Annotated in this window: 13 protein-coding genes and 1 tRNA gene; 5 read left to right on the top strand and 9 right to left on the bottom strand. The window is 38.7% G+C overall.

Annotated elements, in window-relative coordinates; all coding sequences use genetic code 11:
* Positions 1-5 precede the first annotated feature (5 nt).
* The 8 genes from gatA to P9211_RS03355 all read right to left on the bottom strand — a co-directional run bounded on the left by gatA (position 6) and on the right by P9211_RS03355 (position 6,704).
* Positions 6-1,469, bottom strand: coding sequence for an Asp-tRNA(Asn)/Glu-tRNA(Gln) amidotransferase subunit GatA (gene gatA, locus P9211_RS03390; protein ID WP_012195251.1), 1,464 nt, complete (start codon positions 1,467-1,469; stop codon positions 6-8).
* 54 nt (positions 1,470-1,523) lie between these two features.
* Complete coding sequence (locus tag P9211_RS03385; protein ID WP_012195250.1) at positions 1,524-1,754, bottom strand: DUF1816 domain-containing protein; 231 nt, start codon at positions 1,752-1,754, stop codon at positions 1,524-1,526.
* A gap of 237 nt (positions 1,755-1,991) precedes the next feature.
* Positions 1,992-3,233 (bottom strand): 23S rRNA (guanosine(2251)-2'-O)-methyltransferase RlmB, encoded by a 1,242-nt coding sequence (gene rlmB / locus P9211_RS03380; RefSeq protein WP_012195249.1) that lies wholly within the window; start codon positions 3,231-3,233, stop codon positions 1,992-1,994.
* Positions 3,220-3,654 carry a ribonuclease III domain-containing protein gene (locus tag P9211_RS03375; protein WP_012195248.1) on the bottom strand — a complete coding sequence of 145 codons (435 nt, stop codon included), beginning with the start codon at positions 3,652-3,654 and terminating at the stop codon, positions 3,220-3,222. Before P9211_RS03375 ends, rlmB begins: the two co-directional genes overlap by 14 nt.
* Positions 3,651-3,998 (bottom strand): STAS domain-containing protein, encoded by a 348-nt coding sequence (locus P9211_RS03370; RefSeq protein WP_012195247.1) that lies wholly within the window; start codon positions 3,996-3,998, stop codon positions 3,651-3,653. Before P9211_RS03370 ends, P9211_RS03375 begins: the two co-directional genes overlap by 4 nt.
* Positions 3,999-4,080: 82 nt before the next feature.
* A complete protein-coding gene (carA, locus tag P9211_RS03365) occupies positions 4,081-5,223 on the bottom strand; it encodes a glutamine-hydrolyzing carbamoyl-phosphate synthase small subunit (protein WP_012195246.1) in 1,143 nt (380 codons plus the stop codon).
* Positions 5,224-5,242: 19 nt separating this feature from the next.
* On the bottom strand, positions 5,243-6,277 hold the full coding sequence (gene trpD / locus P9211_RS03360) for an anthranilate phosphoribosyltransferase (RefSeq protein ID WP_012195245.1): 1,035 nt from the start codon (positions 6,275-6,277) through the stop codon (positions 5,243-5,245).
* Between the two features lie 121 nt (positions 6,278-6,398).
* Positions 6,399-6,704, bottom strand: a complete 306-nt coding sequence (locus P9211_RS03355) for a DUF3288 family protein (protein ID WP_012195244.1) — start codon at positions 6,702-6,704, stop codon at positions 6,399-6,401.
* An 85-nt stretch (positions 6,705-6,789) separates the two neighbouring features.
* Between P9211_RS03355 and P9211_RS03350 the strand changes: the two genes are divergently transcribed.
* From P9211_RS03350 to P9211_RS03330, 5 genes are all read left to right on the top strand, one after another.
* On the top strand, positions 6,790-8,541 hold the full coding sequence (locus tag P9211_RS03350; RefSeq protein WP_012195243.1) for an ABC transporter ATP-binding protein: 1,752 nt from the start codon (positions 6,790-6,792) through the stop codon (positions 8,539-8,541).
* Positions 8,542-8,639: 98 nt separating this feature from the next.
* Complete coding sequence (locus P9211_RS09845; RefSeq protein WP_012195242.1) at positions 8,640-8,897, top strand: hypothetical protein; 258 nt, start codon at positions 8,640-8,642, stop codon at positions 8,895-8,897.
* 4 nt (positions 8,898-8,901) lie between these two features.
* Positions 8,902-9,627 carry a peptide-methionine (S)-S-oxide reductase MsrA gene (gene msrA, locus P9211_RS03340; protein ID WP_012195241.1) on the top strand — a complete coding sequence of 242 codons (726 nt, stop codon included), beginning with the start codon at positions 8,902-8,904 and terminating at the stop codon, positions 9,625-9,627.
* A 230-nt stretch (positions 9,628-9,857) separates the two neighbouring features.
* Positions 9,858-10,229: a hypothetical protein gene (locus tag P9211_RS03335; RefSeq protein WP_143703334.1), complete on the top strand. Its 372-nt coding sequence runs from the start codon at positions 9,858-9,860 to the stop codon at positions 10,227-10,229.
* A 20-nt stretch (positions 10,230-10,249) separates the two neighbouring features.
* A tRNA-Pro gene (locus P9211_RS03330) sits at positions 10,250-10,323 on the top strand.
* 292 nt (positions 10,324-10,615) lie between these two features.
* Here P9211_RS03330 and pstS read toward each other — a convergent pair.
* Complete coding sequence (pstS, locus tag P9211_RS03325; RefSeq protein WP_012195238.1) at positions 10,616-11,587, bottom strand: phosphate ABC transporter substrate-binding protein PstS; 972 nt, start codon at positions 11,585-11,587, stop codon at positions 10,616-10,618.
* Positions 11,588-12,089: the final 502 nt, after the last annotated feature.

The raw sequence follows: 12,089 nt of genomic DNA, 5'->3' as shown, positions 1-12,089 counted from the left end.
TGTATTTAGGCTGGTATCAAATCCCCCTTAGGGCAATTTCCCATTACATTGGCTGCTTGTTCATAGTGATGTGCCACTTGAAGCAATCGCTGTTCTCCCAAAACATCCCCAATTAGTTGGAGTCCTATTGGGAGGCCTTCTTTATCAAAACCACATGGAACGGAAATAGCAGGGAGGCCCGCCAGATTTACTGGAATTGTCAATAAATCCGATAGGTACATTGCCAATGGATCGTTGTCATGTGAACCAGCTTTAAAAGCAGTTGATGGAGATGTTGGTGTCAAAAGTAAATCCACTTTTTCAAACGAATTAGCAAAATCTCTACTTATAAGTGTCCTTACTTTTTGAGCTTTCTTGTAATAAGCATCGAAATAACCAGCTGAAAGAGCATAGGTCCCAATCAAAATTCTCCTTTGGACCTCACTCCCAAACCCCTTAGCCCGGCTTAATGAGGTCATTGCCGACAAATTTTCTTCTCCATGTTGGCGATACCCATATTTAACTCCGTCGTAACGAGCAAGGTTTGCTGATGCTTCAGAAGGAGCAATTACGTAATAAGTTGCTATACCATCATTAAATCGCGGGCAAGAGACATCTATTAATTCTGCTCCAAGAGATTGAAGTTGATTTGCTGCTTTAAGGACCGATTCTTTAACCTCTAAGGAAATACCTTCTTGTTCAAAACATTCTTTAATTAACCCAATACGTAAGCCCTTAATAGAGTCAGAGAAATATTCAGAAAAGTTGGGAACTGGCTTATCTAAGCAAGTTGAATCTAATGGATCTTTCCCAGCTATAACCTGCAAAACTTCTGCCGCATCTTCAACACTTGTAGTAAAAGGCCCCACCTGATCCAAAGAACTAGCAAAAGCGACTAGCCCCCAACGGCTTACTCGGCCATATGTAGGTTTTAGTCCCACTACGCCACAAAAAGAGGCTGGTTGTCTAATAGAGCCCCCAGTATCAGAGCCCAAAGCAGCAAGACAAAGTCCTGAGGCGACTGCTGCTGCACTGCCTCCAGAACTCCCACCTGGAACGCGTGACAGATCCCATGGGTTTGAGGTCGCCCCGAATGCTGAAGTCTCTGTTGAGCTTCCCATGGCAAACTCATCAAGATTTGTTTTCCCCAGCAAAATTGCTCCAGCTTCCCACAGCCTTTGGGTAACTGTTGACTCGTAAGGAGGGACAAAACTTTCGAGCATTTTGCTTGAACAAGTTGTCTTTACTCCTTTAGTGCAAAGATTATCTTTAATTGCAAAAGGTATTCCTGCAAGAGGTGGGAGCTCTTTACCAGATAACCGGGCTTCATCAATCCTTTTTGCATTTTCTCTAGCACTATCTTCTTCTAGCTTTAAAAAAGCATGTAGCTTATTGTCTACATCTTTTATCCGTGCAAATTGTTCATTGACTAATTCAAGAGAGGAAATTTCTCGATTGTTCAATCTTTGGCGCCATTCGGCGATAGTCATTATGAAGTCCTGGTTATTTACTTAAGACGCTATCAGTTGCCTGTACCAAAATTCCTAAATGGTTAGAGGCTCAATTCGTCTACAGCGAACAAAACTGTGCGCAATTGACTCAGTTCCCTCTGAAGCCAAGTCTTCTATAAATACCGAGAGTTTTCCCTTTAAACTTCTTCTTGTCACAAATGGTCCAAACCAATATGTCGCATTAGGGTCATTAGTCTCTACTCTGGCCCACCAAGCCAGACCAAAACTGTTAACTAAACTGCGAATCGCCCTGACTGGGCCCATAACAATTTTATCTATCTACAATTACTTTAATAGTTAACTAATAAAAAGAAAGGTTCTTTGGAATCCCGACTAATACATTTTCGAATCATAAAACTCCAGCAAATTTACATAAGTCAATAGCCTCATCAATGGATGTCTTCAAATGATTTATACAAAATTCCCTTTAGTGAGCAATCTTAATGACAACTGTTTTCTTAAGAATGCTTTTAAATATAAGAGTGCACTTCGTGTTTTAGTTCAAAGCATCACTGGCTTATTAGATAGTTTTGGCCGAACTTGCTTGGGAGATGGAGCCTGACCAGAGAGGCCCTTCATCCAACCTTTGCTTGCAATTTCATATAAAGAAATAGATGCAGCAACAGATGCATTCAAGCTTGAAGTAACCCCTCTTAAAGGGACTCGGACTAATTGATCACAATTTCGCCTGGTTAAAACAGATAAACCTTTATCTTCTGAACCAATTACCAAAACCAAAGGTCCTAACAAATCAACTTCATTAAGGACAAAATCACCATCTCCAGCCAAGCCAATTACCGAATAACCAGCATCCTTAAGTTCTATCAAGGATCTATTTAAATTAACAACTCTTGCCACGGGGAAATGCTCTAAAGCGCCAGCTGCGACTTTGGCTACAGAGCCTGTTAAACCAGCGCTTCTTCTTTGTGGTAACACAAGGCCATGCGCTCCTAATGCTTCAGCAGACCTAATTATTGCTCCAACATTATGAGGGTCTGTAAGGCCATCAAGAGCTATTAAGACAGAAGACTCTCCCAATTGACTGCAACCATCAATCAATGTCTGCAAATCAAGTGTCTTAGATGCCGCTGTTTGGAGAGCAATTCCTTGATGAACCCCTCCATGAGTTATATAGCCTAATCTTGCCCAAGAGACCTCCTCAACTAGAACTCCTAAAGACTTTGAGTCTTTAAGAAGTTGAAGGAATTTTGGAGAGCTTCTCAGTTCTGCAGTACACCAGATGCGATGAACAGGTCTTCCTGATTCAAGTATTGCTTGCGTAGCATGCCTTCCCCAAAATATGTCATCCAAATGATTCTCATTATTCCTAATTTCTCCTGAGTTTTGTACTAAAACCTCTTCTTCTCTATTTAAGTCATTGCGACGTATTTCTCTAGGGGAAATTCTTGCATTTAAGCTCCTTCTAGGCTTATCCGTTTTCTGGGAGTACCTAATTGAATTATTTTTCCTTTCGGAACGCCTAAAAGAGTTTTCAGAAGTGGCTAGTGATTTATTAGATTTTCTAGAATTAGCTTTATCTCTAGATGGGCGTGTTTTTTTGTTGCTTTGTAGAGATGTTCTTCTGAAATCACCTTCATCATCCTTTGACTTATAACTTCTTTTTGAACCTGAAATACCATCTTCTCTTATTCTTCGTGAAGTATGTGGACGGCCTCTTCCTCTATTCTGCCCAGAAGATGAGGATGACGAAAAATTGCGGATACGGCGATTAGTAGGGCTCATTTTTATTAGTTGCTATGGGCCTTGTAGGGTGAGTTTCCTCAAGTCGATCTAGAAGCTGCGCAAGACGGGCTGGATCCTTCAAAAATAACCATCCAATTAATGTCTCGAATCCAGTGGCCTTAGCGTATGTAGCTATTTCTACTTTACGGGATCCACGGCCAACCCGATTACGGCCTCGCCTAACAAAATCTTTTTCCAAATCTGTCAAAAAAACATTGATCATCTGCAAAGCATCTGCTTGAGCTTCTGCTTTCACTCTTGAAACAACAGTTTTATGGAGTTCTTTTGACTTGGCAGGTTTCCTGCAAAGCAAAAGCCTTTGGTGCATTTCCCAAACGGCATCACCTAGCCAGGCTAATTGCAAAGGGCCTAACTCCTCAGGAGAACCTGATGGCTTTAGCAGACGGAGCCAGTCAGTCAAGCTGCAAGTTTAGTTAAAGCGGTATCTAAATCAGGAACTAAGTGTAGAAAGTCTTCTAGCCGAACAAGCTTGATTGTTTGGATCACTCTTGCATTCCCAACAACAACAAAAGACCTCTTTAATTTCTTACATTGTTTGACTGTATGCACCATTGCTCCTAAACCAGAGGAATCAATAAAATCAATTTTTGTAAGATCTATAACCATTGGCAATTGATTAGCACTGAAAACATCATTTACAAAATCTGTGAACTGTTTTTCAGAGTAAGCATCTAGCTGACCAGTGAAATAAAACACCAAACAGCCTTTACGCCGTTCAAACCCTCCCCGCAAAGAAACGGTCAATCGCTGTAAATCTTTTATGGGTTTAGCCCTCCTTGTACTTCTGAAAGGAAGTGTAGTTATCTAATAGCAAATCAACCATTCTTCAACGACGTTCTGACATTTGTGCAACAAAACGTTCGAAATGATAATCAGCATCATGGGGGCCTGGACTAGCTTCAGGATGATATTGGATTCCGAAAACAGGCTTGTTAAGCATTGCAAAACCCGCAACAGTTCTGTCATTAAGATTTAAATGGGTTATTTCAACCAAATTAGGATTTAAAGATGAGGCATCGATAGCAAAACCATGATTTTGACTTGTAATTTCTATTTGACCATTTGCACCACATGGGTGATTAAGTCCTCTATGGCCATAAGGGAGCTTGAAGGTTTTCGCACCAAGGGCTAAGCCTAAAATCTGATGCCCTAGACAAATACCAAAAAGAGGAATTTCTGTTTCTTCAATTAATTTTTTGGCCAAAGCAATGCCTTTAGTTACTGCCGCAGGGTCACCTGGCCCATTACTAAGAAAAACACCTTCAGGACACAGCTTTATTACTTCAGAAAAATTTATACTCGCTGGCAAGACATTCACCTCACATCCAAAAGCAACCAACCTGTTAAGTATTGATCTCTTAATTCCAAAATCTATTGCAGCCACCTTAAAAGATGCCGATGTCTGATTAATTTCTCTTTTATCAAAGCCAGCAGCTGTATTTTCTTTCCATTTATAAGCTTTTTGCGTTGTAACCTTTTCTGCCAAATTCAGTCCTTCCATAGAAGGAACATCTTGAAGTTTTTTCAATAACTGCAAAGGGGTGAATTTGCCATCTGTAGAGATAGCAGCATTCATGGTTCCATACTCTCTTAAGTGTCTAACTAATGATCTTGTATCTACACCATGTATACCTATAACCTTCTGTTTTTCGAGCCAATCCGCGAGATTGCTCTTAGCACGCCAGCTACTAGGTTTATTAATTATTTGCCTTGCTATTACTCCTTTGACAAAAGGAGAATCAGCTTCTTGATCCTCAGGATTAACGCCAGTATTTCCAAGCTCTGGATAAGTAAAGGTAACCAGCTGTCCATGATAACTAGGATCAGTCAAGACCTCTTGGTAACCAGTTAAACCAGTATTGAATACTATCTCTCCAAGAACAGTTCCCTTGAATCCAAAGGGCTTTCCTTCAAGCAAAGTGCCATCAGATAAAACCAAAATCGCATCATCTTTAGAAGAATAATTCATCGAAAAGTAATTGTCGTTTCTAATTCTTTGGTCCTAAAAACTCTTTTAATTCCAGTAATTTTTTCAAGCCATTTCCACTTTTTAGAGAGTTTAATGCCATCTCGACTCCTTGACTCAAATCTTCTTCTAGGCCAGAAGCCCATAAGACCAAAGCAGTGTTAAGAGCAACCACCTCCATCTGAGGCTTAGTGGCATTTCCTTTTAGAACTGACATAAAGATAGCCTCATTTTTAGAAAGATCTCCACCTTTTAATTGATTATTGGAGGCCGGGGTAAGACCTAAATCAGTTATATCAATTTCAGATGAGGAAATCTCGCCATCTTTTAGAAATCGTACTTGGTTACTGCCTTCAAGTGAGGCTTCATCTAAGCCTCCAGCACCATGAACTACAACTGCTCTTTTTAAGCCTAAATATTTTAAAGCTTGAGCGATTGGATCTAGTAATTCTGATGTTGCAACACCTAGGACTTGAGCACTCGGCCTAAAAGGGTTTACCAATGGTCCTAAAAGATTAAATACTGTTCTTACTCCCAAAGTCTTTCTTAAAGGGGCAAGGTTCACTAATGAAGAGTGCCAGATAGGTGCAAATAAAAAAGAAATGCCTGTTTTATCTAGGGCTGTCACTACATTTTCGATGGGAGTGTCTAATCTGATTCCTACTCCTTCAAGAACATCAGCCGATCCAACTTTTCCGCTAGCACTTCGATTGCCATGCTTGGCTATTTTCACACCCAAAGATGCAGACAGAAATGCTACTGCAGTTGAAATATTAAATGTATCCGCTCCATCCCCCCCAGTACCACATGTATCCACTAAATAAAGATCAGGAACAGGAAAAGGGAAAACACAGGCATCTCTTAAGACCTTAGCCATAGCTGCCAACTCCAATCCACTAACATTCTTAGATCTAAAAGCGGCTAGAAAAGCTCCGGTTTGAACAGGAGCAAGTTCTTGATTGAGCCAAGCATTCATCAAAGCATTTGTCTCTTCAGAGGTAAGTTCATTACCATTCAAAAGCTTGTCAAGAATTTTTGGCCAAGAGAAGTCAGACATAGGTATTAATTCAGAAAAAAGCCCGGGTGCTGTGCACTCCGGGCCAGAGGATGGGGACTTTTCTAATATCTACAAAAAACATAGGATAGAGAAAGTCCTGTAAGACTCTTTTGTCATTAAATTAAGTCCCATCATTCTCAGAAGTGTCGAAACCAGAACCAACAGCTTCATTAATATTTTTACCAGGCCGATAACCCTTTGACCACAGTTTTCGAGCACTTATATTCAGCTGATCTCTTGTCATACCCCAGAGTGTTAGAGCTTTTGCCATATCTATTTGTAAGTTTTCTGCCCCAGGAAACCCTTCATAGCGATTAAATAATCTTGCCAAATCAATAAGATCTTCTTCGTTGGGAGAATCTTTGGCCAAGAGACGATCTACTAGTTCACGATCAATAGGGTAAAGAGGGTGATTTTGATTTTGCATCTGCTGTTAAGCCAATATCAAATAAATGAAAATGATCACAACTGTACCCAATAGCTACTAAGTTTGATCACATGGTAAGCATGTTATGGCTTCATTTCGTCTTGATCTAATAAATAGGTATTTAAGGCCTCATCGCAAAGCCATTATTCTTGGCGCGATAACTCTAGTCATAGTCAATCTGTTAAGTGTCGCAATTCCAATGGAGGTTAAAGGAATTGTTGACGCCCTAAAAGAAGGCTTCAAATTTACCGATGTTCTAAAAAAATCTGGCTGGATCGTTATCTTGGCGACCTCGATGGGGGTCGCTCGTCTTATATCAAGGCAGCTTGTTTTTGGGGTAGGTCGTCAAGTGGAGGTCGAAATTAGGCAACGGTTATTTGACCACATGCTAATACAAGATCCAGGATGGGTGCAGCAGATTGGAAGTGGAGAAGTTATCAGCAGAGCTACTAGTGATGTTGAAAACATTAGAAGGTTACTTGGATTTACTATTTTAAGTCTTACGAACACATTGCTGGCATATTGCTTCACTATCCCAGCAATGCTTGCTATAGACCCTTGGTTAACAATAGTAGCTATTTCTTTATACCCTTTAATGCTTGGGACTGTGGGTCTCTTTGGCGGGAGGATGGTAAGACAAAGAAGACGCCAGCAAGAGGCACTCGCCACATTGAGTGAATTAATCCAAGAAGATTTATCTGGAATAAGTGCCATCAAAATATATGGCCAAGAAAACGCTGAGAGAAATGCCTTTTCAAAATTGAACGATAATTATAAAAACTCTGCCATTAATCTTGCTAGAACAGCAAGTACTTTATTCCCTCTTCTTCAAGGAATTTCTTCAATATCTCTATTGTTATTAATAGCTCTAGGCAGCAATCTTCTTGAGAAAGGTTCTCTTTCTATTGGAGGTCTAATAGCTCTAATACTTTATGTAGAGAGATTAGTTTTCCCTACAGCATTACTTGGCTTTACTTTAAATACATTTCAAGTGGGTCAAGTAAGTCTTGAGCGTGTAGAGGAGTTATTAAATAAAAAACCAAATATAAGAAACAAATCCAAAAGTAAAAAGATCAATCAACCTATACTAGGGAGATTAGAAGCCAAAGAATTATCTATTAAATATGAAAAGAGTGATAGGGAAATTCTTCGCAAACTTAGCTTTGTTATCAATCCAGGCGAATTAGTAGCGATAGTAGGACCAGTTGGATGCGGTAAAACTACTTTAGCAAGAGCAATTGGGCGAATGGTTGACGTACCGAAAGGGCAACTTTTTATAGATGAACATGATGTAGTAGATCTAAGGCTCGAAGATTTACGTAAAAACATTGCCTTAGTTCCTCAGGAAGGGTATCTATTTACAAGTACTCTTGCTGAAAATCTTAAATATGGAGATCCTTTTGCAAATAAAGAAGAAATGGAAAATTCGGCTATACAGGCTCGTTTAATTGATGATATTAAGGGCTTCCCCGAAGGTTTTAATACGCTAGTGGGTGAACGAGGTATCACTTTAAGTGGCGGTCAACGTCAAAGAACTGCCCTTGGTAGAGCACTATTAATAAGCTCGCCAATAATAGTTCTTGATGACGCACTCGCTAGTGTGGACAATAAAACTGCTTCTGCAATACTTTCTTCAATTAGAAGCAAAACGAACAGAACAATATTAATGATCAGTCACCAACTTTCTGCAGCTGCTGCATGTGATCGAATCCTTGTTTTAAATGAAGGGAAGTTAGAACAAGAAGGAACTCATATTGACCTAATCAAATTAGATGGTCTATATAAAAATCTTTGGGAAAGAGAAAAAGCTGCAGAAAGTCTCCAGGAAGAAGCGTGAAAGGAACCCATTAACGTTCATCACTAAAAATGTCTACTAATTACTTCTGTGGACCAACTCTTTTAGTTTGCTAAAGGTAATTAGAAATTATCTAAACCATGACACCTACTAAGTACTCCATCAGATGTAACCTCACGTTTGGTGATATATACATTCAGGTCCTGGCTTGGATGGCAGTTATTTTTGTCAGCTTAGCTGGTGGCCTAAGCCTCATGGGTGCTTCAAAGCCTTTGTTCGCGCTTGTGGGAGTTGGCTTAATTCTTGTAATAAGCTTGCCCTTCCTCCTGTTTGCTTTTGTCACAACACTACTGAATCATATTGAACTTGAGCCAGATATTCTTAACCAGGGGTTATGATCTAATGCTTAAAAACTTATTAAATCTAATATTTTTTAAAAAAAGTGAAATGGCTAGTAGCGATTTGACCCACTACGTTTTAGGAAGTTCCTTAAATGAACCTATAGGTAACGATGAAGAAGAAATATTTTTTGGATGCGGATGCTTCTGGGGGGCAGAGAAAGGTTTCTGGAAATTACCAGGTGTAAAAACTACTGCAGTGGGGTATGCAGGAGGTGAAATTGCAAATCCAACCTATAGAGAAGTTTGCTCAGGAAGGACAGGACATTCAGAGGTAGTCAAAGTAGTTTGGAAGAAAAGCCTAATAGATCTAAGCGATCTTCTGAAACTATTTTGGGAGTGTCATGATCCCACCCAGAAGAATAGACAAGGAAATGACCAAGGGTCTCAATATCGCTCTGCAATCTTTACTACTAACGAAAAGCAAACCAAAATGGCTCTTTCCAGTCGTAATTCATACCAAAAGCTTTTAACAAAAGAAGGTTATGGAGTTATTACTACTGAAATAAGAGAAGAGCACTTGTTCTACTATGCCGAAGAATATCATCAACAATACTTAGCTAAACCAGGCTCAAGGCCTTACTGTTCTGCAATGCCAACAAATATTAATCTGTCAGACTTTGATGGAGCAAACTATAAGCTGAGTAAAAAAATATGGTTAAATTATGATTGGTCTGTTAGTCATTGTATCCTTAGGAGTAATGTTAATCCTATCCCCAAAGATCTGTAGTCACAATAATGAATGATCCTTTACCTGATAGAACAGTAATTCTAATTATTTTAAGCACAATTCTTCTTATCTTCTGCTTTGTCTTTGCCTTTAGGCCTCCACAAACCCAACTAGACCCGGCAATACAATGGAAAAGCTCTACTCTTGATAATATTGAAAATCTAAGCACTTAGTTTATTTGAAAGATAGAAGTATTTATTTAATAGCCCTTATTATTTATCATCAAGAAAGTGAATCAGATCAGGAAAAAATCTAATAAAAATAATCCGATGGATCTTGATCCTGTCCCTATAGGTTTAGTGAGAATATATGCAATAATAGCAGTATTACTTATAGTAATACCTGAGTGGCTAGCCGAACTAATCATAGCTTTAAGGAATAGTACTAACACCAATAAATTAACTACTAGCAGTCATAGGTGGGAAACAATACCTGAGTTAAAAGTATCAACAATGCATTTAAGCGAACTTCGTTTATTAGCAATGAAGCTAAACATCCAAGGGTATTCCTCTGACGCTAAGAATGATTTAAGCAAAAGAGTTCTCCGGCGATTAAATCGAAAAATATCTAAAAACCGAAGAAGAGGATTATTTTTTGAATAGCTTGTGATACCTTCAAATTACGGGGCGTAGCGCAGTTTGGTAGCGCACCACTTTGGGGTAGTGGGGGTCGTGGGTTCAAATCCCGCCGTTCCGATTTAAATGATTAAATTCTCACCTGCTTTGTTTAGAGGTTTTTATTTGGAAGAAATGTGACCTAAAAATTAATTACTATTAATAAATTCTTTCTTCAATCTACACTCTTTTCCAAATAAATCTTCAAGTGTCATAGGTTATCTTATCAATCAATCTTAAATTAGTAAGACATATCTGAATAAAATAATTTCAATTTAAAGACTAACATTACAAGGGCTTGTATATAAATAAATGCTGATAAAAAACATTACAGGGTTTACTCTTAGTCAACTAATCCTTTGCTTTTTCTACTGTTATCTACCTATGCGTTTAACAGCAGCACGGGCTTTAATAAGAATTTCTCCCCTTAAAGGAATAAAACCTAAAGAAGTTGCTTTCTTTTGATAAGAGTCACTCAGCAATGTATTTAACGTCTCCTTAATGGCCTTGGTGTTTTTATCATTACCTTTTTCATAAGCCAAAACCCATGTAAGAGTTGTTATTGGATAAGCACCTTTTACAGATGGGTTTGGATTCGTACCCGCAAGATTAGAATCCAAAGCAATTCCATTAAGTGCTTCAGCACCTGCCTCTATGGATGGTTTTAAATACTGACCAGAAAGGTTCTGCAAAGCAGCTGCTTTGATGCTTCCTTTGATATATGACTGATTTAAATAGCCGATTGTTCCAGGGGTATTCCTAATAACACCTGCTATACCAGCATTGCCTTTACCGCCAATGCCAGCAGGCCATTTAACAGCTTTACCTGTTCCAATAGTCCATGTTTTTGAGAAAGCCTTCATGGAGTTAGTGAATGCTTTAGTAGTTCCGGAACCATCCGAGCGATGAATCCAAGTCAACTTGCCAGTAGGGCAACCAAGCTCTTCCCAATTTGTGATAATTCCCATGGCAACACGGACTGCTTGTTCTTGAGAGAGTTTGAGGTCACAGTCATAGTTATATCCAAAAGCGATAGTCCCTCCTACCATTGGCACTTGAATCAACCCACGGGTAATTTTCGCAATATCGTCAACCTTCATTGGGTCATCAGATGCACCAAAGTCAACTGTCTGATCTATGAAAGCTTTACGCCCAGAGCCTGAACCAACAGCCTGGTAATTAACGCGTGGTCCACCAGCCTTTGCTAAATCAGAGAACCATCTTGTATAAATTTTTGCAGGGAATGTCGCCCCTGCTGCGCTAAGTCGAACGGCTCCTTCAACTTTAACAGCTGCAAAAATTAAAAGTACAGGGAGTAGAAGAAGACTCTTCTTTCGAAAGCCCATAGAACCCAATAAAATTAGCCTTATATTCTTATAGCATTTCAATTAGTCTTCAAGTCAATTTTTTCCCTTCAACAATAATCCCTCTATTTTTCATAATATTCATTGATATTACCTTTTCTTCCAAGATACTTGTTTATAAGCAATCTATTGAGGAGCAATTTACTTTTTAAATTAATTTAAAAAGTAAATTTACTGCCCTCCCTATTTATCTTAGCGAAATCTCTTTAAGAAGAGGTTAATATTTGCATAGCTATTTAAAATAGTTTTATTAAAGCATTCAACTATTTATTTGTAAATCTGATTTTATTTTCGATTCATTAACACTTAAGTTAATTCAGAAATTTTCTATAAATTCTATTAGATGCTAAATTGAATTTAAGTAAAAGTTACTATAGCGTTCTACCAAGAAGCAAGCTTTAGTTGATATGCATGAGTTATAAACTTTCCAGTTGTCTGCGCTGGGAAGTTTTTTTATTTGAATAGAATAGCCAGAAAAACGATT

Origin of the sequence: Prochlorococcus marinus str. MIT 9211 (assembly GCF_000018585.1) — a bacterium.
Classification (GTDB): Bacteria; Cyanobacteriota; Cyanobacteriia; order PCC-6307; family Cyanobiaceae; genus Prochlorococcus_D; species Prochlorococcus_D marinus_B.
The sequence above is the reverse complement of the archived record's forward strand: the minus strand, read 5'-3'. Positions and strand labels throughout refer to the sequence as shown.